Origin of the sequence: Sporichthya brevicatena (assembly GCF_039525035.1) — a bacterium.
In the GTDB taxonomy this organism is placed as follows: domain Bacteria; phylum Actinomycetota; class Actinomycetes; order Sporichthyales; family Sporichthyaceae; genus Sporichthya; species Sporichthya brevicatena.
In genome coordinates this window covers 161937-185878 of sequence record NZ_BAAAHE010000008.1, presented here as the reverse complement: position 1 = coordinate 185878, position 23942 = coordinate 161937, and the positions used below count along the sequence as shown (strand labels likewise).

At 71.7% G+C, this 23942-nt stretch carries 30 protein-coding genes; 12 read left to right on the top strand and 18 right to left on the bottom strand.

Translation table 11 applies throughout. The features are described from left to right. From ABD401_RS06110 to mshA, 3 genes are read right to left on the bottom strand one after another with little or no spacing between them, the layout of a single operon-like run. Positions 1-756 carry a phosphoglyceromutase gene (locus tag ABD401_RS06110; RefSeq protein ID WP_344602675.1) on the bottom strand — a complete coding sequence of 252 codons (756 nt, stop codon included), beginning with the start codon at positions 754-756 and terminating at the stop codon, positions 1-3. Positions 757-766: 10 nt separating this feature from the next. After that, positions 767-1288, bottom strand: coding sequence for a type III secretion system chaperone family protein (locus ABD401_RS06105; protein WP_344602673.1), 522 nt, complete (start codon positions 1286-1288; stop codon positions 767-769). Beyond that, positions 1285-2553 carry a D-inositol-3-phosphate glycosyltransferase gene (gene mshA, locus ABD401_RS06100; RefSeq protein ID WP_344602920.1) on the bottom strand — a complete coding sequence of 423 codons (1269 nt, stop codon included), beginning with the start codon at positions 2551-2553 and terminating at the stop codon, positions 1285-1287. Before mshA ends, ABD401_RS06105 begins: the two co-directional genes overlap by 4 nt. A gap of 232 nt (positions 2554-2785) precedes the next feature. On the opposite strand from mshA, the gene ABD401_RS06095 reads away from it, so the two are divergent. The 3 genes from ABD401_RS06095 (at position 2786) to ABD401_RS06085 (ending at position 4942) form a co-directional block, all read left to right on the top strand. Continuing rightward, on the top strand, positions 2786-3250 hold the full coding sequence (locus ABD401_RS06095) for a L,D-transpeptidase (protein WP_344602671.1): 465 nt from the start codon (positions 2786-2788) through the stop codon (positions 3248-3250). Between the two features lie 205 nt (positions 3251-3455). Continuing rightward, on the top strand, positions 3456-3926 hold the full coding sequence (locus ABD401_RS06090; protein WP_344602669.1) for a L,D-transpeptidase: 471 nt from the start codon (positions 3456-3458) through the stop codon (positions 3924-3926). A 143-nt stretch (positions 3927-4069) separates the two neighbouring features. Next, the gene (locus tag ABD401_RS06085) at positions 4070-4942 is read left to right on the top strand and encodes a L,D-transpeptidase family protein (RefSeq protein WP_344602667.1); all 873 of its coding nucleotides are present in this window, start codon (positions 4070-4072) and stop codon (positions 4940-4942) included. Here ABD401_RS06085 and ABD401_RS06080 read toward each other — a convergent pair whose 3' ends face one another. From ABD401_RS06080 to ABD401_RS06065, 4 genes are all read right to left on the bottom strand, one after another. Next, positions 4943-5272: a DUF2516 family protein gene (locus tag ABD401_RS06080; protein ID WP_344602665.1), complete on the bottom strand. Its 330-nt coding sequence runs from the start codon at positions 5270-5272 to the stop codon at positions 4943-4945. A 173-nt stretch (positions 5273-5445) separates the two neighbouring features. Beyond that, positions 5446-5967 (bottom strand): hypothetical protein, encoded by a 522-nt coding sequence (locus ABD401_RS06075; protein ID WP_344602663.1) that lies wholly within the window; start codon positions 5965-5967, stop codon positions 5446-5448. 13 nt (positions 5968-5980) lie between these two features. Next, positions 5981-6379, bottom strand: coding sequence for a helix-turn-helix domain-containing protein (locus tag ABD401_RS06070; RefSeq protein ID WP_019874768.1), 399 nt, complete (start codon positions 6377-6379; stop codon positions 5981-5983). Between the two features lie 69 nt (positions 6380-6448). Next, the gene (locus tag ABD401_RS06065; protein WP_344602660.1) at positions 6449-7285 is read right to left on the bottom strand and encodes a beta-keto acid cleavage family enzyme; all 837 of its coding nucleotides are present in this window, start codon (positions 7283-7285) and stop codon (positions 6449-6451) included. Positions 7286-7303: 18 nt separating this feature from the next. Here ABD401_RS06065 and dtd point away from each other — a divergent pair, with 18 nt between their 5' ends. Next, entirely contained in the window at positions 7304-7729 is a 426-nt protein-coding gene (dtd, locus tag ABD401_RS06060) for a D-aminoacyl-tRNA deacylase (RefSeq protein WP_344602658.1), read from the top strand. 65 nt (positions 7730-7794) lie between these two features. Here dtd and ABD401_RS06055 read toward each other — a convergent pair whose 3' ends face one another. Genes ABD401_RS06055 through ABD401_RS06035 form a run of 5 tightly spaced genes read right to left on the bottom strand, consistent with a single transcriptional unit; the run spans position 7795 to position 11743 of the window. Next, positions 7795-9258: an RNB domain-containing ribonuclease gene (locus ABD401_RS06055; protein WP_344602656.1), complete on the bottom strand. Its 1464-nt coding sequence runs from the start codon at positions 9256-9258 to the stop codon at positions 7795-7797. An 18-nt stretch (positions 9259-9276) separates the two neighbouring features. Continuing rightward, positions 9277-10257 (bottom strand): CAF17-like 4Fe-4S cluster assembly/insertion protein YgfZ, encoded by a 981-nt coding sequence (gene ygfZ, locus ABD401_RS06050; RefSeq protein ID WP_344602654.1) that lies wholly within the window; start codon positions 10255-10257, stop codon positions 9277-9279. Positions 10258-10295: 38 nt separating this feature from the next. Then, on the bottom strand, positions 10296-10778 hold the full coding sequence (locus tag ABD401_RS06045; protein ID WP_344602652.1) for a GNAT family N-acetyltransferase: 483 nt from the start codon (positions 10776-10778) through the stop codon (positions 10296-10298). After that, entirely contained in the window at positions 10771-11214 is a 444-nt protein-coding gene (locus ABD401_RS06040; protein WP_344602650.1) for a Fur family transcriptional regulator, read from the bottom strand. Before ABD401_RS06040 ends, ABD401_RS06045 begins: the two co-directional genes overlap by 8 nt. A gap of 4 nt (positions 11215-11218) precedes the next feature. Further along, on the bottom strand, positions 11219-11743 hold the full coding sequence (locus ABD401_RS06035) for a heme-binding beta-barrel domain-containing protein (RefSeq protein ID WP_344602648.1): 525 nt from the start codon (positions 11741-11743) through the stop codon (positions 11219-11221). Between the two features lie 42 nt (positions 11744-11785). Between ABD401_RS06035 and ABD401_RS06030 the strand changes: the two genes are divergently transcribed. Together ABD401_RS06030 and ABD401_RS06025 are read left to right on the top strand one after the other, a co-directional pair. Then, entirely contained in the window at positions 11786-12148 is a 363-nt protein-coding gene (locus ABD401_RS06030; RefSeq protein WP_344602646.1) for a DsrE family protein, read from the top strand. 309 nt (positions 12149-12457) lie between these two features. Then, positions 12458-13213, top strand: a complete 756-nt coding sequence (locus tag ABD401_RS06025) for a hypothetical protein (protein ID WP_344602644.1) — start codon at positions 12458-12460, stop codon at positions 13211-13213. 119 nt (positions 13214-13332) lie between these two features. On the opposite strand, the gene ABD401_RS06020 is transcribed toward ABD401_RS06025, so the two are convergent. The 6 genes from ABD401_RS06020 to ABD401_RS06000 all read right to left on the bottom strand — a co-directional run bounded on the left by ABD401_RS06020 (position 13333) and on the right by ABD401_RS06000 (position 16500). Continuing rightward, positions 13333-13629 (bottom strand): DUF1416 domain-containing protein, encoded by a 297-nt coding sequence (locus ABD401_RS06020; protein WP_344602642.1) that lies wholly within the window; start codon positions 13627-13629, stop codon positions 13333-13335. Next, complete coding sequence (locus ABD401_RS06015; RefSeq protein WP_344602640.1) at positions 13629-14492, bottom strand: sulfurtransferase; 864 nt, start codon at positions 14490-14492, stop codon at positions 13629-13631. Before ABD401_RS06015 ends, ABD401_RS06020 begins: the two co-directional genes overlap by 1 nt. A gap of 102 nt (positions 14493-14594) precedes the next feature. Continuing rightward, positions 14595-14684 carry a putative leader peptide gene (locus tag ABD401_RS25070; protein ID WP_425566070.1) on the bottom strand — a complete coding sequence of 30 codons (90 nt, stop codon included), beginning with the start codon at positions 14682-14684 and terminating at the stop codon, positions 14595-14597. Position 14685: 1 nt separating this feature from the next. Beyond that, entirely contained in the window at positions 14686-15417 is a 732-nt protein-coding gene (locus tag ABD401_RS06010; protein ID WP_344602638.1) for an LmeA family phospholipid-binding protein, read from the bottom strand. A 4-nt stretch (positions 15418-15421) separates the two neighbouring features. Continuing rightward, positions 15422-16249 carry a hypothetical protein gene (locus ABD401_RS06005; RefSeq protein WP_344602636.1) on the bottom strand — a complete coding sequence of 276 codons (828 nt, stop codon included), beginning with the start codon at positions 16247-16249 and terminating at the stop codon, positions 15422-15424. Continuing rightward, a complete protein-coding gene (locus ABD401_RS06000; protein WP_019874754.1) occupies positions 16246-16500 on the bottom strand; it encodes a MoaD/ThiS family protein in 255 nt (84 codons plus the stop codon). The genes ABD401_RS06005 and ABD401_RS06000 overlap by 4 nt, the downstream gene beginning before the upstream one ends. Before the next feature lie 193 nt (positions 16501-16693). Here ABD401_RS06000 and ABD401_RS05995 point away from each other — a divergent pair, with 193 nt between their 5' ends. The 6 genes from ABD401_RS05995 (at position 16694) to pstA (ending at position 23931) form a co-directional block, all read left to right on the top strand. Next, entirely contained in the window at positions 16694-17515 is an 822-nt protein-coding gene (locus tag ABD401_RS05995; RefSeq protein WP_344602634.1) for a winged helix-turn-helix transcriptional regulator, read from the top strand. Between the two features lie 38 nt (positions 17516-17553). Continuing rightward, complete coding sequence (gene mshD / locus ABD401_RS05990) at positions 17554-18474, top strand: mycothiol synthase (protein ID WP_344602632.1); 921 nt, start codon at positions 17554-17556, stop codon at positions 18472-18474. Positions 18475-18478: 4 nt separating this feature from the next. Then, a complete protein-coding gene (locus tag ABD401_RS05985) occupies positions 18479-20626 on the top strand; it encodes an RNA degradosome polyphosphate kinase (protein ID WP_344602630.1) in 2148 nt (715 codons plus the stop codon). Positions 20627-20789: 163 nt separating this feature from the next. Beyond that, a complete protein-coding gene (gene pstS, locus ABD401_RS05980; protein WP_344602628.1) occupies positions 20790-21878 on the top strand; it encodes a phosphate ABC transporter substrate-binding protein PstS in 1089 nt (362 codons plus the stop codon). After that, positions 21875-22807: a phosphate ABC transporter permease subunit PstC gene (pstC, locus tag ABD401_RS05975; protein ID WP_344602626.1), complete on the top strand. Its 933-nt coding sequence runs from the start codon at positions 21875-21877 to the stop codon at positions 22805-22807. The genes pstS and pstC overlap by 4 nt, the downstream gene beginning before the upstream one ends. Further along, positions 22807-23931 carry a phosphate ABC transporter permease PstA gene (pstA, locus tag ABD401_RS05970; RefSeq protein WP_425566069.1) on the top strand — a complete coding sequence of 375 codons (1125 nt, stop codon included), beginning with the start codon at positions 22807-22809 and terminating at the stop codon, positions 23929-23931. Before pstC ends, pstA begins: the two co-directional genes overlap by 1 nt. Positions 23932-23942 lie beyond the last annotated feature (11 nt).

Sequence of the window (23942 nt, the reverse complement as noted above, 5' to 3'; positions counted from 1 at the left end):
TCAGCGGCCCTGGTTCGCGACGGCGCTGATCGCCGCGGCGGCCGCGTCGGGGTCGAGGTACCGGCCCCCGGTCTGCACCGGGCGCAGGTCGGCGTCGAGCTCGTAGAGCAGCGGGATGCCGGTCGGGATGTTGAGGCCGACCACGGCCTCCTCGCTCATCCCGTCGAGGTGCTTGACCAGGGCCCGCAGCGAGTTGCCGTGCGCCGCGACCGCGACGGTCAGGCCGGCGCGCAGGTCGGGGACGATCGCGTCGTACCAGTACGGCAGCAGCCGCTCGACCACGTCGGCGAGGCACTCGGTCCGCGGGACGATCTCCGGCGCGAGGCCGGCGTAGCGCGGGTCGTGCACCTGCGAGTACTCGTCGTCGTCCGGCAGCGGCGGCGGCGGGGTGTCGTAGGACCGGCGCCAGAGCATGAACTGCTCCTCGCCGTACGCCTCGAGCGTCGCCTTCTTGTCCTTGCCCTGCAGCCCGCCGTAGTGGCGCTCGTTGAGCCGCCAGCTGCGCCGGACCGGGATCCAGTGCCGGTCCGCGGCGTGCAGCGCGATCTCCGACGTCCGGATCGCCCGGCGGAGCAGGGAGGTGTGCACGACGTCCGGCAGGACGCCCGCCTCCGTCAGCAGGCGGCCGCCCTTGGCGGCCTCCGCCTCCCCCTTGGCCGACAGGTCGACGTCGACCCAGCCGGTGAAGAGGTTCTTCGCATTCCACTCGGACTCGCCGTGACGGAGCAGGACGAGTCGGTACGTCGCCTCGGGCATGGCCCGCAGCCTAGGACTCGCTCGGATCCGCGGCGTCGAGGAGGTGGCGGAACGCGTCGAGGTTGTGCGTGGACTCGCCCCGCGAGACCCGCCAGGCGTGCTCCTTGCGGATCGAGGACGCGAAGCCCCGCTCCAGGATCGGGTTGAAGCTGCCGTCGGCGTACTCCAGCACCGAGCCGAGCAGCCGGTCCACCTCGTCGGCGTCGAGCGCCTTCAGCGCGACCCGGCCCGAGAGGTAGATGTCACCGAGCCGGTCGATCATGAACGCGACGCCGTACATGCGGGCGTTGCGCTCCAGCAGCCAGCGGTAGACCTCTTCGTGGTTCTCGTCGGGGCGGCGCGCGACGAACGCGTTGATCGTCAGGGCGTGCGGCCCGACCGCGAGCGCGCAGGTCGTCGAGAGCTTCTTCGTCCCCGGCAGGGTGACGACGAACAGACCCGGGCGTGCCTCGGTCCAGTCGAGCTCCATCGCGTCGAGCTCCCGGCGCAGGAGCCCGCAGACCGCGGCCTGGTCGGTCGAGGAGCCCGTCATCCGCGCGCCCGCAGGGCGGCGGCCGCCGGCGAACCGGTCATCGCGTTGGCGTAGACGCCGAGCAGGCGGGCGGCCGTCGCGGACCAGCCGAACCGGCCGGCGTGCTCGACCGCCCCGTCACCGAGGCGGCGGCGCAGGTCGTGGTCGGTGATCAGGCGGTGCAGGGCGGCGGCGTAGTCGTGCGGGTCGTGGCCCTTCACCAGCAGGCCGGACTCGCCCGCGGACACCGCGGTCCGCAGACCACCGACGGAGGCGGCGACCACGGGCGTCCCACAGGCCTGCGACTCGACGGCCACCAGCCCGAACGACTCGGAGTACGAGGGGACGACGGTGACGTCCGCGGCCTGGTACCAGCGCACGAGTTCGGGCTGGGGCAGGGCGGGGATGAAGCGCACCAGGTCGCTGATCCCCAGCTCGACCGCCATCTTCTGCAGCAGCTCGGGCTCGGCGGTGCCGGACCCGCTCGGCCCGCCGACGACGGCCACCATCGTCCGCTGCCGGCGGGCGAGATCCCCGTCGACCAGCTTGGCGACCGCGGCGAGCAGGACGTCCGGCGCCTTGAGCGGCTGGATGCGGCCCACGAACAGGATCACGTCGTCGGTGTCCGCGATGCCGAGCTCGACGCGCGCGGCGGAGCGGCGGCCGGGAACGAAGACGTCGAGGTCGACGCCGGGCGAGACCACGTCCACCCGGCCGGGGTTCGCGCCGTAGAGGTCGACGAGCTGCTCCGCCTCCTCGGCGGTGTTGGCGACGAGCCGGTCCGCGGCGTCGACGACCTGGGTCTCGCCGATGATCCGGGCCGCCGGCTCCGGAATGTCGCCCTCGGCGAGTGTGGCGTTCTTCACCTTCGCCATCGTGTGCATGGAGTGCACGAGCGGAATTCCCCACCGCTCGGCGGCCAGCCAGCCCACCTGACCGGAGAGCCAGTAGTGGGAGTGGACGAGGTCGTAGTGCCCCGGGTCGCGGGTCGCCTCGGCCCGCAGGACGCCCGTCGTGAAGGCGCACAGCTGGGCCGGCAGGTCCTCCTTCGCGAGCCCTTCGAAGGGCCCGGCGGTGACGTGACGGACCGTGACTCCCGGTGCCATCTCGACCACGGGCGGTAAGTCCGACGAGGTCGTACGCGTGAAGATCTCGACCTCGACGCCCGCCTGGGCGAGCCGTTTGGCGACCTCGACGACGTAGACGTTCATCCCGCCGGCGTCACCCGTCCCCGGTTGGTCCAGGGGCGAGGTGTGCACGGAGAGAGTCGCGACACGGCGCGGCATGACGCCGGCGACCGGCAGGACGCGCACTCGAGAACCTCCCCGATCGATCCGGAACCCCGCTACGGCAACCGCCGCAGATCTTCCCGCATTCCGGTCAACCGAACAGCATCGCAAGGCGTCGTACGTGATGTGGACGAAATCCCACATCTGGTGCAAATCGCACATTCCGCATAGCGTGCCCTTCACCAGAGGTGAACTTCGCTCTGGTTAGCAAGCATCAAGGAGTCGGCAAATGGCCACGAACCGTAAGCGCGCTGCCCTCGTCGGGCTGGCATCGAGCACCCTGCTGGGCGCGACGCTGATCGCCCTCCCCTCGGAGGCGTCGGCCCGCCCGAGCGTCTGCAACAAGGGCCGCGTCATCTGCGTCAACAAGTCGACGCGCCAGCTGGCGTTCGTGGTCAACGGCCGGACGGTCATCTCCATGTCCGCCCGGTTCGGCTCCTCGCGGACGCCGACCCGCAACGGCCTGTTCTCGGTGTACTGGAAGAACCGGAACCACGTGTCGAGCCTCTACGGCAGCGCGATGCCGTTCTCGATGTTCTTCAGCGGCGGCCAGGCGATCCACTACTCGTCGGACTTCGCCCGCCGCGGCTACTCCGGGGCCTCCCACGGCTGCGTGAACACCCGCGACTACGCCGCCACCCGCGCCCTGTTCGACTCGGTGCGCGTCGGCGACAAGGTGTACGTGCACTACTAGGCCGACCCGGGACACCTAGGGACGGTACGGACGCGTACGCGGTGACGGGGGGCCGCGTCGCGTTTACGCCATGTACACACCTAACGCACGGCTGACACGCGGGTGATCGTTAAAACCGGTCCGGGAAAATGGCAATTAAGCCTGAGGGTGTCTCACCTTCTGCCGAACACTTCGGGGTACCGCACGTTCCCCGAAAGGTTCCCCGATGGCGTCGAAGTCCTTCCGCGCGACCATGGCCGGCGCGCTCTGCACCACCCTGCTCGGCGCCGGTCTGGTGACGGCGAGCCCGGCCGAGGCCAAGCGCGCCATGCCGCGCACCTGCTACACCGGCAAGATCATCTGCGTCGACAAGTCGAAGCGCGTGGTCCGGCTGGTGAACAAGGGCAAGATCAGCGTTCGCCTCGACGCGCGGTTCGGGTCCTCGCGCACACCGACCCGCAACGGCATGTTCCGCGTGTACTGGAAGAGCCGGAACCACGTCTCGTCCCTGTACGGCAGCGCAATGCCGTTCTCGCTGTTCTTCAGCGGCGGCCAGGCCATCCACTACTCGTCGGACTTCGCCCGCCGCGGCTACTCCGGCGCCTCCCACGGCTGCGTGAACACCCGCGACTACTCGCGCATGCGCAAGCTGTTCGACCGCACCCCGACCGGGACGCGGGTCTACATCTACTGGTAGCCCCGGCCGGGAAGGCGCCCAGAAATCTCTCAGTAGGAGCCCGCGCGATCGCCACGTAGAATCGGCGTCGGCCGTCCGTTGCACCACCACGGGCGGCCGATGTCGTCTTACGAGGGCGGGGGATTTCGTCTCTTATGCGTCGGGTGCAGGTCCGCCACGTCCGGCTCAGCGCTGTCCTGGCGCTGCTCACCGCCGCGTCGCTGACCGGTGGCCTCGCACAGGCCGGTCCGGCCGCGGCCGACCCGCTCCCGCCGCCGCTCGGTCCGGCGCAGTCCGAGCCCGCGGAGCCCGAGCCCTCGCAGGTCGACACGACCGAGGACAAGCCGATCCGCCCCGGCGAGGGCGACCCGATTCTCGCCGCCGGCGACCGAGGCAAGGCGGTCAAGGTCCTGCAGGTCCGCCTGCAGCGCGTCGGCGTGCGGGACATGCCGACGACCGGTCGCTACGGCAAGGAGACCGTCGCACAGGTGAAGGCCTTCCAGAAGCAGCTGAAGTTCGCCCGCACCGGCGCCGTCGACGAGGCGACGCTGAAGGCGCTCGAGGCCCGCACCGGCAAGGTCGATCAGATCGCCCTCGCCACCGGCGCGGACAAGCCGTACGGCGGCCGGCTGCCGGCGAGCTGCCAGCACGGCAAGGTGGTCTGCGTCGACCAGCGCGCACGGACCGTGCGCTGGGTCGTGAACGGCAAGGTGAAGATGCGCCTCGACGCCCGGTTCGGGTCGGCCGAGACCCCCACCCGGGAGGGCGTCTTCGTCGTCCAGCGCAAGAGCCGGGACCACGTCTCCACGCTGTACCACACGTCGATGCCGTTCGCGCTGTTCTTCGACGGCGGCCAGGCCGTGCACTACTCGCCGGACTTCGCCCGCCGCGGGTACGCCGGCGCCTCGCACGGCTGTGTGAACACCCGGGACTACAACGCGATGAAGACGCTGTTCGGCCGCGCGAAGCTCGGCGACCGCGTCGTCGTCTACACGAGCCGCTCGCCGGAGCAGCTCAAGAAGAGCAAGAAGAAGTAGCTACCAGCCGCCGGTGCCGCGAGGCTTGCGACCGCCGCCCCCGCGGGGCCCGCGGTAGGTCTGCACGGCCGGGCGGACGTCGAGGATGTAGATCAGCGCGATCACGGTCGCCGCGATGACGAACGTGAACGTCACGTTCGAGAGCAGCAGGGTGCAGCCCGACGCGACGCCGGTGAGGATCAGCCAGAACTGCTTGGTCTTCTTCCCGGCCGCGACGAACGCGTTCGTCGGCCGGATCAGGCAGTCGAGGAACGCGTAGAGGTGCAACGCGAACAGGGCCAGGGTCCCGAGGCCGGCCGCCGACTCCGGTGGCAGGAACCAGATCTCCACGCCCACACCCTTCCGGTCCCACCCACTGGCCGCTGCGACTGCAACGCCTTCCCGGGAAGCCTAACGAAACACCCGGTCGGGAGCCGGGTGCGGCTCCCGACCGGGTGTCGGGTCGTACATCTGACCCCTGGTCAGGGGTCGGGAGATCGATCAGACGATCGGTCCAGGAAAGGTCACTCGCCGGCCTTGTCCGCGGCCGCGTTGGCAGCGCTGCGGGCCTTGGTGGCCGTCTTACGGGCCGAGGTGGCGGTGGTCTTGGCCGCGGTGGCGGTCTTCTTGGCGCCCTCGGTGGCGGTGCCACGGACGTTGCGGGCCTTGCTGATCGTGGTCTTGGCCTGCTCGACCAGGTCCTTGGTGGACTTCTGGGTACGAACGCGCTTGAGGATGTCCTCGCCGCGCTTGGCCAGCTCCTCGTAGCGCTCGTCGGCGGCCTTGACCTGCGTGTCGACGCGGTCGGTCAGCTTGTCACCGATCTTGCGGGCCTCCTTGGGGAGGTCGACGAGCTTCTCGGCGAACTGCTTCGGCAGCTTGGTGGCGCGCTCACGCAGACCCGCGTCCTCGGCGGTCGGACGGAGGCTCTTGACCTTCTCGACGGCCAGGTCGCCGACGCCGGCGAAGGCGTAGAGCGGCTTCGGGCCGGTCAGGGTCTTGGCGAGGTCGGTGTAGGTCTTGCGGATCTCGGCGGTGCTGGCCATGACTGGCTCCCTCTCACTTCGGTTCGGCCGGCTCGGCACCGGCTGCGGTGTCGGACTCGGGTCCGGCCGTCAGCTCGTTCTCTCTGCGGAACGAGTCGTACACGTCCAGGAGCACGCTCTTCTGTCGCTCGGACAGGTGCGGATCGGCGAGGACGACCGTGGCGTACTCACTGCTGGAGTCGTCCCGTTCGTCGAGGATCCCCGCGTGCATGTAGAGCTGCTCCGCCGAGATCCGCAGCCCCTTGGCGAGCTGCTGCAGGATCTCCGCGGACGGCTTGCGCAGCCCACGTTCGATCTGGCTGAGGTAGGGGTTGGAGACCCCCGCAACCGCCGCCAGCTGACGGATCGACAGCTTGGCGCTCTTGCGTTGCTCCCTCAGGTACTCCCCGAGGCCGCCGGGAAGCGTTGCCATGACGCCATGCTCGCGCAGGGTGCTAACAATTGCAAGCACGCAGGCAGCACTTCGGCCGTGAGGTGAATCTCAGGCCGCGAACCCGAGGAACCGGCGCGTGTCCGGGCCGGTGATCGGGGGCCGCTGCGCGAGGTGCGCGAGCGTCGCGGCGCGTTCGACGAGCTCGGCGTTGTCGCGCACCGGGCGGCCCTTCGCGAACGTCACGGTGTCCTCCAGCCCCACGCGCAGGTGTCCGCCGGCCGCGAGCGCGGCGAACGCGACGGGCAGCGCGGAGCGGCCGATGCCGGTCGCGGAGAACGTCGCCCCGGCGGGCAGCGCACCGACGACCGCGACCAGCGTCGCCGCGTCGCCCGGCATGCCGCCCGGGACGCCCATCACGAGGTCGGCGTGGACGCGGCCGTTGGGCGGCGGGCCGTAGGTGTCGAGCAGGCGGCGCAGCGTCGCGACGTGACCGAGGTCGAACAGCTCGAACTCCGGCACCACGCCGAGGTCCTGCGCCCTGCGGTAGAGCTCGACGATCAGCGACCACGGGTTCGAGAAGACCTCGTCGCCGAAGTTCACGGTGCCGCAGGTGAGCGAGCAGGAGTCCGGCCGGGCGTCGAGGACGGCCAGGCGCGACTCGAAGGAGTCGGTGACCCCGCCGCCGGTGGAGAGCTGGACCAGCAGGTCGGTCTCGGCGCGGATCGCCGCGACCGCCTCGGAGAGCCGGCCGACGTCGAGACACGAGCGGTCCTGCTCGTCCCGCAGGTGGACGTGGATCATCCCCGCCCCGGCGGCGGCGCACGCCTTCGCGGTGGTCACCAGTTCGTCGAGGGTCGTCGGCAGGTTCGGGTGCTCGGCCTTGGCCAGCTCCGCACCCGTGGGCGCGACGGTGATCAGGGTGCCGTGGGGAATCTGCGCGGACATGTGAACCACAATCGCAGGATGCGAGCAGTGGTGCAGCGAGTCAGCCGGGCGAGTGTCACCGTCGACGGCCGGATCGTCGGCGCGATCGAGACCCCGGGCCTGTGCGCCCTGGTCGGCGTCACCCACGACGACACCCCGGCGATCGCGGACAAACTGGCCGAAAAGCTGTGGGGCCTGCGGATCCTGGACGGCGAGAAATCCTGCTCCGACCTCGACGCCCCGCTGCTCGTCGTCAGCCAGTTCACGCTCTACGGCGACGCCCGGAAGGGCCGCCGTCCCACCTGGATCGCCGCCGCCCCCGGCCCGGTCGCCGAGCCGCTGGTCGACGCCGTCGTCACCGGCCTCCGCTCCCGCGGCGCCACCGTCGCGACCGGCGTCTTCGGCGCCGACATGAAGGTCGAGCTCGTCAACGACGGCCCCTTCACCGTCCTCCTCGACCTCTGACCCCGGGGCCCGCGCACCCGCTCTGTCAACAAAGGGTGACACCCCTTACTGCGCAGTAAGGGGTGTCACCCTTTCTTGACAGTCGTCCCCGCGCCGACGGCGAAGCGGATCTGACGGGTCATCGGGTCGGCGGTGACGAGGCGGGCGTCGACGGGGTCGCCGAGCGGCAGGTCGGGGCCCTCGACCTTCGCCTCGACGTACGGGTCCGCGACGACGAGAGTGCCGGAGCTCCGGTCGTTGTTGGTCGCGACGACGGTGCCCCCGAACGTCTCGCCGACGCGCTGGGCGAGCAGGCCCGCCTCGACGAGGTTGAGCACCTCGGCGGAAAAGGAGTTCACCGCGCGGCCGCCCTCGCGCATCCGGTCCGGCAGGCCGGGCAGGGCGGCGCGGACCCACTCCGGGACCTCGGCACCCGCGCAGACCGCGAGGCAGACCTCGGCGGCGTAGCGGTCCGCCAGTCGGCGGAGCGGGGCGGTGACGTGTGTGTAGGGCGCAGCGATCGCCGCGTGCTCCGCGTCGGCGGGAGCGGCCACGCCGCCCGCGGCGTCGAAGGCGACATAGCCCGCGCCGCGGAACAGCGTCGTGCACGCCCGCAGCATGGCCGGGGCGCGCGGCGCGGCCGGGTCGATCGCGCGGACGAACTCCGGGTACGGCTGGCCGGCCGGCCACTCGAACCCGAGGGCGTGGGCGCGGCGGCGCAGTTCCGCGACCGCGTCGTCCTCCGGCGGCGGGAGGGTCCGCAGCACGCCGATCCCGGCGTCGAGCATGAGGCGCGCGGCGGCGGTGCCGGTCAGCAGCGAGAGCTGGGCGTTCCACGTCTCGACCGGCGTCTGCAGCCGGGCCCGCAGGCGCCACCCGTCCCCGTTCGCGACGTCGACGACCTGTTCGGGCAGCGGGAGGCTCACCCCGCCGCGACGCCGTTCGGCCGCCAGCCGGAGCTCCCCGAGCGCCCGCAGCCGCTCGATCGCCGGGTCGGCAGTCCCGGCGTCCACCTGCGCCTGCACGGTGTCGTAGGCCAGCTTCGCGCGCGATCGGACCATCGCCCGCTCCACCCGCGTCTCGACGAGCTCACCACCCTCGTCGAGATCGAGGGTCCAGAGCACGGCCGGTCGGTCGACGTCCGGCAGCAGGCTCGCCGCGCCCTCGGAGAGCTCCGGCGGGTGCAGCGGCAGCCGCCGGTCCGGGGCGTAACGGGTCTCCACGCGACGCTGGGACTCGAGGTCGACCGGGTCGCCGGCGCGGACGAACGCGGCGACGTCCGCGATCGCGTAGTGCAGCCGGAAACCCGCACCACGCGTCTCGATCGCGAAGGCCTGGTCAAGGTCCAGCGACGTCTCCGGGTCGAGGGTGACGAGCTCGACGTCACGGCGGTCCGCTCGGTCACCGACGTCGGCCGCGCCGGCTCGCTCCGCCGCCGCGAGCACCTCGGACGGGAAGGCCACCGGCGCCTGCAGGTCCGCCGTCAGCTTCTCGAACGCCGGCGGGTACCAGGGCGGCAGAGCCGCGACGGCAATCTTCGGTCGTGGCACCTGACAGCCCGTCAGACCTCAGGCTTCGACGACGACTTCAGCGGCCGCGGCCACTCCGCCGGCCAGCAGGGGCGCGTCGTACGGGGTGTTCCGCTTGATGACGCCGAGCGCGATCGGCCCGAACTCGTAGTGCCGGGCCGAGCTGCCGACGAAACCGATCGCCCGGCCGTCGAGGGTGATCTCGGCACCGTGGGGCGGCAGTTCGAGGTCGCTGCCGTCGAGGTGGAGGAACACCATCCGCCGCGGCGGGCGACCGAGGTTGTGGACCCGGGCCACCGTCTCCTGGCCGCGGTAGCAGCCCTTGTTCAGGTGCACGGCCGGTTCGAGCAGGCCGAGCTCGTGCGGGATTGTCCGGTGATCGGTCTCGAAGCCGAGCCGCGGCACGCGCGCCGCGATGCGCAGGGCCTCGTGCGCCCACACCCCGGCGAGCGGCCCGAGGGCGTCGGCCAGCCGGGCGCGCGGGACGAGCACCTCGCGGCCGGCGTACTCGCCGAGCGCCTCGGCCGGCCGTGCGTGGTGCCAGGCGTGCTCCTTGCCGGGAACGTCCGCGCCACCGGCGGGGACCCACACGGCGGCCCAGTCCGCCGTCACGTCCGCGACCTCGACACGCAGCAGGAACCGCATCCGGTCGAGGAACGCGACGAGTTCCGGCGCCGTGCGGGGTTCGACGGTGATCCACGCGGCCTCGCCGTCGTCGACGAGGTGCAGGTCGTGCTCGATGTGCCCGTGCGGGCTCAGGACCAGCGCCTGGGCCGGCGTGCGCGGGGCGAGGTCGGACAGGTGCTGCGTGGTCAGCGAGTGCAGCCAGGTCAGCCGGTCCGGGCCGGAGACCCGGACGACGCCGCGGTGCGAGAGGTCGACCGCGGCCCTCCCGAGCGCGAGGTCGCGCTGCTCGCCGTAGGGGTCGCCGTAGTGGGCCGCGACACCGGCGTCCGGGCCGTCCGCAGCCACGGCCCCGGGACGGGTGAGCAGGGGCGAGGTGAGAACGTCGGTCGACACGTCCCCCACTGTATGCAGCCCTCGTCCGCGACGCCGGGTCAGAGGTCGCGCGCGAGGATCTGCTCGGTGCGGGTGGCATCGTACGGGAACGGGCCGGGCTCGGACTCGAGCGTGAAACCGTGCCGCTCGTACAGCGCGCGGGAGGCCACCAGCCCGCTGCACGTCCAGAGCAGCATCCGCCGGTAGCCGACCTCGGTCGCGAACTCCAGGCAGGCCCGGATCAGTGCCAGCCCGACGCCGCGACCCCGGGCCTCGGGCTCGGCGAGGAAGAAGCGCAACTGCGCCGTCTCGTCGTCCTTGCGCGCGCACGCGATCGACCCGACCGGTGCGCCGCCGAGCTCGGCGATCCAGACCGCTTCGCGGGCCGGGTCGAAGTTCTCCGCCAGTTCACCGACGGCGTGGGCGACGTACGCCTCGTAGTCGGTGCCCCAGCCGTACTCGGCGAAGTACAGCGCACCGTGGCGGGAGACGATCCAGCCCCAGTCACCGGGCCGCGGCCCGCGCAGCTGCACGTCACTCATGGGGATGATGACCCGTCAGATTCTGGCCGCGACAGTCCCCGCACCGGCCGTAGATCGCGAAGTGCTCGAGGTCGACCTCGAACCCCTGCGTCTCCAGCAGGGTCGCGGTCAGCGAGGTCGCCACCGTCGACTCGACCTGCGACACCGCCCCGCAGTCCCGGCACACCAGGTGCAGGTGGTGCGAGTGCCCGGCCGGGTGGTACGACGGCGCCCCGTGCCCGAGGTGCGCGTGCCGGACGAGGCCGAGCTCCTCGAGCAGCTCCAGCGTCCGGTAGACCGTCGAGATGTTGATCCCGCTCGCGGTCTCCTGCACCCGGGCGCAGACCTGCTCGGGCGTCGCGTGCTCGAGATCGTTGACCGCGGCCAGGACGAGTTCGCGCTGCGGCGTCAGGCGGTAGCCCTTCTCCCGCAGCATCGTGCGCCAGTCCTGGCTCATGTCCTCACTCCGCCGGGACCCGCTTGAGGGCGGCGGAGATGTGCGGCTGGAGCTGCTCGCCCATGGCCTCCATCTCGTAGACCCACATCAGCTCGCCCTTCACCAGGCCGTAGAGCCGGTGGCCGCGCCGGTAGTCCTTCGCGGACTCGACCTTCATCACCCCGGTCGTCGCGAACTCGATCCGCGGCCCGCGGATCTCCCCGATCATCGCCTCCAGGAAGCCGGTCGGGTGGGAGAGCAGCACCTCGAGCGGCGTGCCCTCCTGGTCCTCCCGCTTGTCGTCCGGACGGGGACGCCAGAAACCGGTCTCCATGTTCAGCGGACCGAGCTCGTTGCCGGCCTGGTCGATCTCCCAGGACCGCGAGGTGTAGTGGACGAACGGCTTGCCGTTCTGCTCGAACTCGACGCGCTGGCGGAACAGGCGGCGCTGGATCGTCGGGTACTCGACGACGCCCTCGCCCTCCCAGACACCGAGCAGGAACGCGAGCGGCATGTTAGCCGGATGCAGGTTCGGCGGAATCTCGAACACCGCGCGAGTCTACGGTCGAAGCCCGCTCGATACGTTGACCGTATGGCTCGTTCCCTGGTCGTCAAGGTCACCGCGGGCGCGGACGCCCCCGAACGGTGCGCCCAGGCCTTCACCGTCGCCTCCGTCGCCGCCGCCTCGGGGCTCGACGTCTCGCTCTGGCTCACCGGCGAGAGCTCGTGGTTCGCCCTCCCGGGCAAGGCCGCGGACTTCGACCTGCCCCACTCCGAGCCGCTGGAGACCCTGCTCGCGACCGTGCTGGAGCTCGGCCGCGTCACCCTCTGCACCCAGTGCGCGGCGCGACGGGACATCGGCCCCGACGACGTGCTGGACGGTGTCCGCATCGCCGGGGCCGCTGTCTTCGTCGCCGAGTCCTGCGCCGACGACACTCAGGCCCTCGTCTACTGACCCGCCCCTTCCCCCACGAAAGCGCACATCCGTACGCGATTTTGTCGGATTCGGCGTACGCAACTGCGCTTTCGCGGGTACCGCTGGACGGGTGGGCGCACCGTTATCCACAGATCGCGGGTGGGGGCGAGCGGGCAACGGAGAAATCGGCGACGCTTCCGCGCCATGTGGATCCCTCGTGAACCGGCACCGGAACCCGTCGAGGCCCTCCGACGGAAAGAGGCGCTCGACGCCGGGATGAAGCGGCGTCACCTGGAGGACCGACGGCGGCATCGCCGCGTCGCGCGAGGGTTGTGGGTCCCCAGCGACGTGCCCGACAACCTGTGGCAGCGATGCGGGGCGCTGCGCGCCGGGCTGCCCCGAGATGCGGTGTTCAGCCACTACACGGCCGCGTCGCTGTACCGGGTGCCGGTGCCCGACGAGCCGCTGATCCACGTCTGCACGATGCAGCCCGTCGAGCCGCGGATCGGGGGCGTGGTCGCCCACCGCATTCTCACTCTCGGCGAAGGCGACTCCTGTTGGTTGCGCGGCCTGCGCGTGACGACGCCGGGCCGTACGTTCCTGGACCTGGCCGCCCGTCTCGACCTGCTCTCCCTCGTCATCGCGGGTGACGGACTGGCAGGTCGGGCCCAGAACGGTGTCGCGGACCTGCGGGTGGCGGTCGAAGCCGGAGTCGGCCGCCGCGGCGTCAAGCTCGCGCGCGCCGCGCTCCCGCTGCTCGATCCGGCGTCGAAGTCCCCGATGGAATCGCGGCTGCGCTTCCTCGTCGTCACGGCCCTCCTCGGCCCGGTGCTGGTGAACAAGCCCGTCTTCGACGACGCCGGCGAGATGTTCGCCGAACCGGATCTGCAGTTCGCCGAGTTCAAGATCGCGATCGAGTACGAAGGGGATCACCACCACCTCGACGAGGGGCAGTGGCGTCGCGACATCAAACGCGACGAGCTCTACCGCGTCCACGGGTGGATCCTGATCAAGGTCACGAAGATGGACCTGCTGGTCCGCCCGGCAACCGTGATCGAGCGCATCCGCGACGCGCTCATCAGCCGCGGTTGGCGTCGCCCGTAGACCCGCCGCCCGCGCCCCCGTACCCCACGTCCACCTGAGGACGCACGAAAGCGCAGTCCCGTACGGAAGATTGGCGATTTCGCGTACGCAACTGCGCTTTCGTGGGAGAGCCGGGAGTTTTAGAGGACGACCTCGACCTCCGCGATCTCGCCCCGGGTGGCGACGACCGCGCGGTCGACGGAGGCCCCGGGGGCGAGGGTGCGCAGGGTCCAGTCCCCCGGTCCCGCGAAGAAGCGGAACTGGCCGGTCGCCGAGGTCGGGACCTCGGCGGTGAACTCACCGGTGCGGTCGAGGAGCCGGACGTAGGCGTTCGGGACGCCGATGCCGTCGCGGGTGACGATCCCCTGGATGATCGCCTCCTTGCCGACGTCGACGTTGGCCGGCAGGGCCGGACCGCCCGGGGTCGCGCCGCACATCAGGACACCCCTCCGTCCGGGCCGCCCGGCTCGTCGCCGAGCGCGATCGGGACGCCGACGAGCGCGCCGTACTCGGTCCAGGAGCCGTCGTAGTTGCGGACGCTGGTCTGCCCGAGGAGCTCGTGCAGGACGAACCACGTGTGGGCCGAGCGCTCGCCGATGCGGCAGTAGACGACGGTGTCCTTGCTGAAGTCCAGGCCCGCGTCGCCGTAGAGCGTGCGCAGCTCGTCGTCGGACCGGAAGCTGCCGTCGTCGTTCGCGGTCTTCGACCACGGGACGTTCACCGCCGTCGGGATGTGACCCGGGCGCTGCGAACCCTCCTGGGGCAGGTGCGCCGGGGCGAGGATGCGCCCCGCGTACTCGTCCGGCGACCGGACGTCGATGAGGTTCAGCGTCCCGATCGCGTTCACCGCGTCGTCCCGGTACGCACGGATGGCCGGGTCCTGCTCCTTCGCCCGGTACTGCGTCGCCGGACGGGTCGGCACCTCGGTGACGAGCTCGCGGGAGTCCAGCTCCCACTTCTTGCGCCCACCGTCGAGGAGCTTCACGTCCGCGTGGCCGTAAAGCTTGAAGTACCAGTACGCGTAAGCGGCGAACCAGTTGTTGTTGCCGCCGTACAGGACGACGGTGTGCTCGTTGCCGATGCCCCGCTCGGAGAGCAGCTTCTCGAACTGCTCCTTGTTCACGAAGTCGCGGCGGACCGGGTCCTGGAGGTCGTCCTTCCAGTCGATCCGGACGGCGTTACGGATGTGGCCCTTGTCGTAGGCGGCGGTGTCCTCGTCGACCTCGACGATCACGACGTTGGGGTCGTCGATCCGGGCCTCGACCCAGTCGGCGTCGACGAGCGCGTCAGCGCGGCTCATGGCAGATGTCCTTCCACAGCGGAATGCAGGAAATGTCGCGGCAGCGCGCCAGAGCGAATCGGCGCGCGATGTGGTGAGCGCGAGAAGAGAACGGAGGCGGCGTCAGGCGCAGAGACACAAGCACGTGGCCACGCGGCACAGGTCGACCGCGCGCCGTTTGGTCAGAACTGCAGGCCGGCACACAGGGTCCATGCTACGTACGGACGCGGCCGGGTGCGGACGTGACCTCGCGCACGGGCCCCCAGAGCCCCCAGGCCCCGGTGAAGTCCTCGCTGGAGAGCTGCAGGTCCTCGCCGTCGAAGCTGAACTCGATGCCGGCCTCGGTCGGCTTGATCCGGATGTTCAGACCCTTGGGGATCTCGCGCAGGGGGTAACGGATGTCCGGGATCAGCCCGGACACGGGCGCCGCCACACCGTCGACGCTGACCTGTTCCGGGCGGATCAGCAGTTCGTTGCCGACGATCCGGGGCTTCCCGGTCGCCGACGCGGTGCGCGTCTGCCCGGCGATCCGGACGTCCCCGCTGATCTTCACCAGGTTGTTGCCGCCGTAGGACACCCGGTAGCCACCCGCGGCCTCGGACGCGGCCGCGTACGAGATGCGCCCACCACCCGACAGCGAGTCGACGTGCGCCCCGGAGCCCTTGCGCTGAACGCCCGTCAGGACCGCACTGATGCGCTCGACGCGGATCTGACCGGCGTCGGCGTCGCGGATGTCGACATCGACGTCGTCGAACTTCTGGCTGATCAGCTGCGGCAGGAACGGGAAGCCCTTGATGTCGACCGACGGCTCGTCCGGCGTCGACAGGCTGGACTGAATCTGGCCGGCGACGATCTTCTGCACGACGTACTGCCCGCCGCGGTCCGCGACGAGCAGGAGCACGACGAGGACGACGGCGCTGACGAGCCAGAACCGGGGACGGAACATCGGGCTATCCCACCAGCAGGCGGCCGAGTACGTACGCGGCAGGGGCGGCGAGGACCAACGGGAGCGCGGATCCCATCACCAGGACCGCCTCCCCCGAGCGGCGGGCCTGCCGGGCGGCCTGGCGGCGGGCCTGCCGGCCCGCGGCGCGACCGGTAGCGGCCGGAGCACCGGCGGCGGCGCGCGCGGCCTCGGCGGCGACGTCGTAGGCGGTGAACGTGGCGGCACGCCGGCCCATCACCGCGAGCACCGCGGCCCCGGCGGCGATGCCGAGCGTGTAGCCCGCGTCCATGTCCCCGACGGCGAAGCCGGCGCCCGCCCCCGCTGCGGTTCCGACGGCGAGGGCCAGCGGGTCGGCGACCGCGGCCGCCAGCGGCGACGCGACGACGGCCGACGCCGCGCCCGCGGCCACGATCGCCGTGATCGTCACCGCCTCCCCGTGGGTGGCGGCGCGCTCGGCGACCAGGGCCGCGGCGACCACCGACAGCGTGATCGCCATCAGGATCGCGGTCAGGGACGCGGTGACGCGGCCCTTCTTGTCCTTGCGCGTGAACTGGTGGATCAGGGCCAGGACGAGCGCCGGGCCGAGCACCCCGGCCAGCGGACCGAGCGAGATGTCCGAACCGCGTTCGAGCATCGCGGCGTCCGCCGCCGCGCCCGACCCGATCGCGAGCAGTGCCCCGACCTCCTTGCCGGGGACGTCGACGATCGCGAACCAGCCGACGACCAGCAGGATCTGGGCGAGCAGGACGGCGACCGCGAGCGCGGTCTGGCCGAGCAGCGAGGCGCCGGCGCCGACGGCGGCGACGACGACGGCGAGCAGGGGGCCGGTCACCCGCCGGCGAACGGGGGCAGGACCTCGACGACGCCGCCCTCGGGCAGCTTCACCTCGGCGTGGTCCCGGGTGCCGACGGGGTCGGAGTCCACCACGAACGAGCAGACGCCGATCACCCGCGCGAAGTCCGGCCCGTGGGCCGCGCGGGCGGCGTCGAGCGCCTCCGCCAGCGTCGCCGCGTCGTACGGCTCACTGTCGGTGCCGGCCGCCGCCTTCGCGGCGGCCCAGTAGCGGATCGTCCCCTGTGCCATTTGTCCATCCTGCCTGGCGCGGGCCGCTCCGGCGAGAGCCACCCCACAGACGCAGTACGGCGCAGTTCACACCGACGAAACACGGAGCGTGTTCTCTGGTCTCTTCCAGCGGCAACGGCGCCCCACGGATGTGGGATTCTTGAACTCGGTCACCAGCGCGTAACAGCGCCGCCCCGGAGGAGGCCACTCACCGGTGAGCACCCTGCTGCTGCTGTCGAACTCGATGCAACCCTCCGCCGAGGTCCTGCCCGCCCTGGGCCTGCTGCTGCACAACGTGCGGGTCGCCCCCGCCGAGGTCAGCGCCCTCCTCGACACCCCGCCCGTGGACGCCGTGCTCATCGACGGCCGCCGCGACCTGCCCCAGGTCCGCAGCCTGTGCCGGCTGATCCGGACCACGGGGATCGACTGCCCCCTCCTGCTCGTCGCGACCGAGGGCGGCCTCGCCGCCGCCACCGCCGACTGGGGCGTGGACGACGTCGTGCTGAACACCGCCGGCCCGGCCGAGGTGGAGGCCCGGCTGCGGCTCGCGATCGGCCGCCTCGCCGCCGCCGCGGCCGACGACGGGCCGGACGAGATCCGCAGCGGCGACCTCGTCATCGACGAGGCGACCTACACGGCGAAGGTCCGCAACCGGTTCCTCGACCTCACGTTCAAGGAGTTCGAGCTCCTGAAGTTCCTGGCCCAACACCCGGGCCGCGTGTTCACCCGCGCCCAGTTGCTGCAGGAGGTCTGGGGCTACGACTACTTCGGGGGCACCCGCACCGTCGACGTCCACGTCCGGCGCCTGCGGGCCAAGCTCGGCAGCGAGCACGAGTCGCTGATCGGGACGGTCCGCAACGTCGGGTACCGGTTCGTCGTGCCGAACTCGCCCTCGGGCCGCGGCAACGACATCCCCACCGACCTCGACCTCGACATGGCCGGCGACTCCGACGGCGGGGACGACGACCCCGACCCGGCGCCCGACCGGACCGCGGTGGCCCCGCCCGAGCAGCGTGGGGGCGGCGGGCCCTCCTGAACACCCGGGCTCGCCCGGGCGATCTAGGGTGACGGCCCATGGCCGGAACCACCGAACTCGGACCCCCGGACGCCGCCACCCGCGCCGCGATCGCGGACCTCGCGGCCGCGGCCGGGGCCGTCGACGGGCGTGAGCCGTTCACCGAGCAGACCCGTCTCGTGCTGGCCCAGAGCGCGGACGCCGCCGGCGTCGTGCACGCGGTGCGACGCGACGGGACCGGCCGCGTCGTCGGCTACGCCCAGCGCGACGCCGCGGGCACGACCGAGCTCGCGGTCCACCCCGACGCGCGGCGCGCCGGCCACGGGCACGCGCTGCTGACGGCCCTGCCGGGCGCCCCCGCGCTGCGGGTCTGGGCGCACGGGCCGCATCCCGCCGCGGGGCCCCTGGCCGCCGCGGTCGGCCTCACGCCGGTCCGAGAACTGTGGCGGATGCGCCGTCCGCTCCCGCTCGACCCGGACGCCGACCCGCCCGGCCCCGTGCCGCTGCCCGACGGCGTGCGGGTCCGGACGTTCGAGGTCGGCCGCGACGAGGACGCCTGGCTCGCCCTGAACGCGACCGCGTTCGCCGCCCACGGCGAGCAGGGCCGGCTGACCCGCGCCGACCTCGACGCCCGGATCGCCACCGACTGGTTCTCGGCCGCCGGGTTCTTCCTGGCCGAACGCAGCGAACCCGGTGGCGTCCGGCTCGTCGGCTTCCACTGGACGAAGATCCACCCGGCCGCGGGCGCGGAGCCGGCCGCCGGGGAGATCTACGTCCTCGGCGTCGACCCCGGCGAGCAGGGCAACGGGCTCGGCCGGTCGCTGTCCCGGATCGGGCTGCGCCACCTCGCCGACCAGAGCCTGGGATCGGTCCTGCTGTACGTCGACGCCGACAACACCTCCGCCGTCGCCGTCTACACCCGCCTCGGGTTCCGCACCGAGGCCGTGAGCGTGATGTACGCAGCCGCCGAAACCGTGTGACGCTATGTCCGTGACTGCCGCCTCGGCCTCGGGACCCTCGTCCGGCGCGCTGCGCAGCGTGCCGCCCCCGCCGCCCGACGAGCTCGAACTCGGTCCCGAGGCGTTCCTCGACCGCGAGGCGAGCTGGCTGGAGTTCAACTCCCGGGTCCTGGAGCTCGCGGAGGACCAGACCCTCCCGCTGCTGGAGCGCGTCCGCTTCCTCGCGATCTTCGCCTCGAACCTCGACGAGTTCTTCATGGTCCGCGTCGCCGGGCTCAAGCGCCGCATCGCGGCCGGGGTCGCCGTCACCTCCACCAGCGGGCTCGCGCCGCTGGAGATCCTCGAGCAGATCTGGGCCCGGTCCGGCGAGCTCGCCCAGCGCGCGGCCCGGTGCTTCCGCCGCGACCTGCTGGTTCGCCTGGCCGACGAGAACATCAACATCCTGCGCTGGGACGAGCTCACCGACGAGGAGCAGAACACCCTCCACGGGCTGTTCCGGGACAAGGTGTTCCCGGTCCTGACGCCCCTCGCCGTCGACCCGGCGCACCCGTTCCCCTACATCTCCGGGCTCTCGCTCAACCTCGCGGTCGTGGTGCGCAACCCGGCCACCGACCGCGAGAACTTCGCGCGGGTGAAGGTGCCGCCGCTGCTGCCCCGGTTCGTCGCGGCCTCGGACTCGCGGTTCGTCCCGCTCGAGGACCTGATCTCGGCGCACCTGCAGGAGCTCTTCCCCGGCATGGTCATCGAGGCCCACCACGCGTTCCGGGTGACACGCAACGAGGACTTCGAGGTCGAGGAGGACGACGCCGAGAACCTCCTGCAGGCGATCGAGCGCGAACTGATGCGGCGTCGGTTCGGGCCGCCCGTCCGGCTCGAGGTCGACGCGAGCATCGACGAGGACGCTCTCGACCTGCTCGTGCGCGAGCTCGGCATCAGCCCCTCGGAGGTCGTCGCCTCGCCCGGTCCGCTCGACCTGTCCGGGTTGCACGCGATCGCCGACATCCCCCGCGCCGACCTGCACTTCCCGACGTTCGTGCCGACCACGCACCCGCACCTCGCGGCCGTCGAGAGCGCGAAGGCGGCCGACGTGTTCGCCGCCGTCCGCGCCCGGGACGTCCTGCTGCACCACCCGTACGACTCGTTCTCGACCAGCGTCCAAGCGTTCATCGAGCAGGCAGCCGCGGACCCGCACGTCCTCGCGATCAAGCAGACGCTGTACCGGACCAGTGGTGACTCTCCGATCGTCGACGCCCTGATCGACGCCGCCGAGGCCGGCAAGCAGGTCGTGGTCCTCGTCGAACTCAAGGCACGGTTCGACGAGCAGGCCAACATCACGTGGGCCCGCAAGCTGGAGCAGGCCGGCTGCCACGTCGTCTACGGCCAGGTCGGCCTCAAGACCCACTGCAAGCTCGCGCTCGTGGTGCGCGAGGAGGGCGAGCGGCTGCGCCGCTACTGCCACATCGGGACCGGGAACTACAACCCGAAGACGGCGCGCGGGTACGAGGACTTCGGTCTGCTCACCGCCGACCCCGTGGTGGGCGAGGACGTCGCGAACCTGTTCAACCAACTCTCGGGCTACGCCCGCGGCACGTCGTTCCGGCGACTGCTGGTCGCACCGCACTCGGTGCGCAGCGGGATCGTCGCCCGGATCGAGCACGAGATCGACAACCACCGCGCCGGCCGCGAGGCCCGGATCCGGTTCAAGGTGAACTCGATCGTCGACGAGGCCACGATCGAGGCGCTCTACCGCGCCTCGGCCGCCGGGGTGCCCGTCGACATCTGGACGCGCGGCATCTGTGCGCTGCGTCCCGGCGTCCCCGGGATGTCGGAGACCATCCGTGTCCGCAGCATCCTCGGCCGCTTCCTCGAACACTCCCGGATCTTCTGGTTCGCCAACGGTGGCGAGCCCCAGGTCTGGATCGGCAGCGCGGATCTGATGCACCGTAACCTCGACCGTCGTGTCGAGGCGCTGGTGCGGCTGTCCAGCACCGACCACATCCGCGAACTGACGGACCTGATGGACCTCGCGTTCGCGGACACCACCGCCGCCTGGTGGCTGGACCAGGACGGCACCTGGACCCGGCACCACCGGGCGGCCGACGGGTCGGACCTGACCGACCTGCAGGAACACCTGATCCGGGCCAAGTCGCGCCGTCGCGCCGACACGGACTGAGTGTGACCTCGAACAGTTAACGCAGGGCCCTCCCCGCCGGGCACCTGAGGTTCACCGTGCGTTCACCCCGTCCACGTTCTCTGGGGAGCGGCGCGGGCCTGCCGGCCCGCACCACGCCGCCCGTCCGCCCGCGCGCGGACACGAGGAGAACCAGAGGACTTCGATGATCCTTCGCACGCCGCGCCGGCTGGCCGCGGCCGTCGTCGCCACCGCCCTGTGCGCCGGCCTCGCCGCCTGCGGCGACGACGAGAACACCCTGACCCCGACGGGCAACACCGGCCTGTCCGGCACCGTCTCCGGCGCGGGCGCGAGCTCGCAGGCCGCCGCCATGGAGGCCTGGATCGCCGCCTTCACCGCCCAGCACTCCGGCGTCACGGTCAACTACGAGCCGACCGGCTCCGGCGCCGGTCGCGAGCAGTTCTCCGCCGGCGCGATCCGCTTCGCCGGCAGCGACGCCCCGCTCAAGGCCGACGAACTCGCCAAGGCGAAGAGCGTGTGCGTCGACGTGATCCAGATCCCCGTCTACGTCTCGCCGATCGCCATCGCGTTCAACCTCGACGGCGTCACGGAACTGAACCTTCGGCCGGACACGGTCGCGAAGATCTTCGACCAGAAGATCACCCGGTGGAACGACGCGGCGATCACCGCCGACAACCCCGGCGTGAACCTGCCCGACCTGGAGATCACCCCGGTCAACCGCTCGGACGAGTCGGGCACGACCGAGAACTTCACCGAGTACCTCAAGGCCGCCGCGCCCGACGCCTGGCCGCACGAACCGAGCGGCGACTGGCCCGTCCCCGGCGGCGAGGCCGCCCAGGGCACGTCCGGCGTCGTCGGCGCGATTCAGGCCGGCGACGGGACCATCGGCTACGCCGACGCCAGCCAGGCCGGCAACCTCGGGACGGTCAAGGTCGCCGTCGGCGAGAGCTTCGTCGGTCCGTCCCCCGAGGCCGCCGCCTCGATCCTCGGTGCCTCCGAGCGCATCGCCGATCAGGGCGAGTTCGGCTTCGTCTACGAGCTCGACCGCGCCACCGACGCCGCCGGGACCTACCCGGTCGTCCTCGTCTCGTACGCGCTCGCGTGCACCCGGTACGGCGCCCAGAGCGACGTCGATCTGGTGAGGGCGTTCCTCGGCTGGATCCTCAGCGAGGAGGGTCAGCGGACCGCCCAGGAGGCCGCCGGCTCGGCGCCGCTGTCAGCGGCGCAGCGCACCGAGTTCTCGGCCGCCGTCGACGCGATCCGCCTGAAGTGAGCACCCTTCAGGTGAGCCGGCCCCCGGTTCGCCTCGGCGACCGCGCGTTCCGGGGCGCCGCGACCGCGGCCGGAGTGACGATCCTCGTCGTCCTCGCCGGCGTCGCGCTCTTCCTGATCCTGGAGGCGTGGCCGGCGTTCACCGCCGACCGGGCCGATCTGCCGGACCGGAAGAACCTGCTCGCGTGGATCGCACCGCTCGCCTTCGGCACGGTCCTCGGCGCGACGATCGCGGTGCTCCTCGCCGCGCCGATGGCCGTCGCGATCGCGCTCTACATCACGCACTACGCGCCGCGGCGGCTCGCCGGACCGCTGGGCCTGACGATCGACCTGCTCGCCGCGGTGCCGAGCATCATCTACGGCCTCTGGGGCATTGCCGTCCTGGCGCCGACGTCGGTGGGCCTGTCGCGGTGGCTGGAGAACAACCTCGGATTCCTCCCGTTCTTCGACGGACCTGCGACCTCGACCGGGCGCACGATGCTCGTCGTCGGGATCGTGCTCGGCGTGATGATCCTGCCGGTCGTCACCGCCGTCGCCCGCGAGGTCTTCAAGCAGACCCCGGCGCTGCACCAGGAGGCCGCGCTGGCGCTCGGCGCCACGCGCTGGGAGATAATCCGCATGACGGTGCTGCCGTTCGGCCGCTCCGGCATCGTCAGCGGCGCGATGCTCGGCCTCGGCCGCGCGCTCGGGGAGACGATGGCGGTCGCCATCATCCTGTCGGCCTCCGGCGCGGTCACGTTCGACCTGATCAGCCGGGAGAACTCCGGGACGATCGCCGCGAACATCGCGCTCGACTTCCCCGAGTCCAGCGGCGTCAAGGTTCACGCCCTCATCGCGAGCGGTCTCGTGCTGTTCGCGATCACCCTGGCCGTCAACGTCGTCGCGCGGGCGATCGTCAACCGGCGGCGCGAGTTCTCGGGAGCCGACTGATGACGACGACCCTGCTGCCTCCGGTCCCGATCCCCGTCGCGACGGCGCCGACGGAACCGACGGAACCGACGACGCCGACGCCTCCGGCAGGGCCCGGCCGGAGCATCACCGGGCAACGACTGCCCCGGGCCGCGGGCTGGGCGGTGCCGGCCGGGTTCGCCGCCGGCGGGGCGGCCGCGCTGCCGTCGGGGGTCTCCCCCGGGCTCGTCGTCCTCGCGGTGCTGGTGTCCTCGGCGGCCTTCCTCTACGCCTGGTCACGGTCGGTCGAGGGTCCGCGGTACGCGCTCGACCGCCTCGTCACCGCCGTCGTCACCTCCGCGTTCGGTCTCGCGCTGATCCCCCTCGCCTCGGTGGGCTGGACCGTCGCCAAGAACGGCTCCGACCGGTTCGACGGCGCGTTCTTCACCGACTCGATGCGCGGCGTCGTGGGCGCCGGGGGCGGGGCCGCGCACGCCGTCCAGGGCACGCTGATCATCACTGCGCTCGCGTGCCTGATCTCCATCCCGATCGGGCTGCTGGCCGCCGTCTACCTCGTCGAGTACGGCCGGGGCGACCGGCTCTCGAAGGCCCTGACGTTCTTCGTCGATGTCATGACCGGGATCCCGTCGATCGTCGCCGGTCTGTTCGCCTACTCGCTGTTCGCGATGATCGTCGGCCCCGGCGTACGCATGGGCATCGTGGGCGCCGTGGCCCTGTCGGTGCTGATGATCCCGGTCGTGGTGCGCACGACCGAGGAGATGCTCAAGATCGTCCCCAACGAACTGCGCGAGGCGTCCCTGGCGTTGGGCGTGCCGCCGTGGCGGACGATCCTCAAGGTCGTCCTCCCCACGGCCCTCGGTGGCATCGCAGCCGGCGTCACGCTCGCGATCGCCCGCATCGTCGGGGAGACGGCGCCGCTCCTCATCACCGTCGGCATCACGACCGGTGTGAACCTCAACCCGTTCGACGAGCGCATGGCCACCTTGCCGGTGTTCGCCTACACGCAGTACGCCAACCCGGGCGTCAACCGCGAGGCTTACCTCGACCGCGCGTGGACCGCCGCGCTGATCCTGATCCTGATCGTGCTGACGCTGAACCTGCTGGGCCGGCTGATCGCCCGCGTGTTCGCGCCGAAGACCCCCTGAGAGGACTCCCC

Coding starts and splice junctions, on each gene's coding strand:
- ABD401_RS06110 (WP_344602675.1), bottom strand. CDS start 756: ATGCCCGAGGCGACGTACCGACTCGTCCTGCTCCGTCACGGCGAGTCC.
- ABD401_RS06105 (WP_344602673.1), bottom strand. CDS start 1,288: ATGACGGGCTCCTCGACCGACCAGGCCGCGGTCTGCGGGCTCCTGCGC.
- mshA (WP_344602920.1), bottom strand. CDS start 2,553: ATGCCGCGCCGTGTCGCGACTCTCTCCGTGCACACCTCGCCCCTGGAC.
- ABD401_RS06095 (WP_344602671.1), top strand. CDS start 2,786: ATGGCCACGAACCGTAAGCGCGCTGCCCTCGTCGGGCTGGCATCGAGC.
- ABD401_RS06090 (WP_344602669.1), top strand. CDS start 3,456: ATGGCGTCGAAGTCCTTCCGCGCGACCATGGCCGGCGCGCTCTGCACC.
- ABD401_RS06075 (WP_344602663.1), bottom strand. CDS start 5,967: ATGGCCAGCACCGCCGAGATCCGCAAGACCTACACCGACCTCGCCAAG.
- ABD401_RS06070 (WP_019874768.1), bottom strand. CDS start 6,379: ATGGCAACGCTTCCCGGCGGCCTCGGGGAGTACCTGAGGGAGCAACGC.
- ABD401_RS06065 (WP_344602660.1), bottom strand. CDS start 7,285: ATGTCCGCGCAGATTCCCCACGGCACCCTGATCACCGTCGCGCCCACG.
- dtd (WP_344602658.1), top strand. CDS start 7,304: ATGCGAGCAGTGGTGCAGCGAGTCAGCCGGGCGAGTGTCACCGTCGAC.
- ABD401_RS06045 (WP_344602652.1), bottom strand. CDS start 10,778: ATGAGTGACGTGCAGCTGCGCGGGCCGCGGCCCGGTGACTGGGGCTGG.
- ABD401_RS06040 (WP_344602650.1), bottom strand. CDS start 11,214: ATGAGCCAGGACTGGCGCACGATGCTGCGGGAGAAGGGCTACCGCCTG.
- ABD401_RS06030 (WP_344602646.1), top strand. CDS start 11,786: ATGGCTCGTTCCCTGGTCGTCAAGGTCACCGCGGGCGCGGACGCCCCC.
- ABD401_RS06020 (WP_344602642.1), bottom strand. CDS start 13,629: ATGTGCGGCGCGACCCCGGGCGGTCCGGCCCTGCCGGCCAACGTCGAC.
- ABD401_RS06015 (WP_344602640.1), bottom strand. CDS start 14,492: ATGAGCCGCGCTGACGCGCTCGTCGACGCCGACTGGGTCGAGGCCCGG.
- ABD401_RS25070 (WP_425566070.1), bottom strand. CDS start 14,684: ATGGACCCTGTGTGCCGGCCTGCAGTTCTGACCAAACGGCGCGCGGTC.
- ABD401_RS06010 (WP_344602638.1), bottom strand. CDS start 15,417: ATGTTCCGTCCCCGGTTCTGGCTCGTCAGCGCCGTCGTCCTCGTCGTG.
- ABD401_RS06000 (WP_019874754.1), bottom strand. CDS start 16,500: ATGGCACAGGGGACGATCCGCTACTGGGCCGCCGCGAAGGCGGCGGCC.
- mshD (WP_344602632.1), top strand. CDS start 17,554: ATGGCCGGAACCACCGAACTCGGACCCCCGGACGCCGCCACCCGCGCC.
- ABD401_RS05985 (WP_344602630.1), top strand. CDS start 18,479: ATGTCCGTGACTGCCGCCTCGGCCTCGGGACCCTCGTCCGGCGCGCTG.
- pstS (WP_344602628.1), top strand. CDS start 20,790: ATGATCCTTCGCACGCCGCGCCGGCTGGCCGCGGCCGTCGTCGCCACC.
- pstA (WP_425566069.1), top strand. CDS start 22,807: ATGACGACGACCCTGCTGCCTCCGGTCCCGATCCCCGTCGCGACGGCG.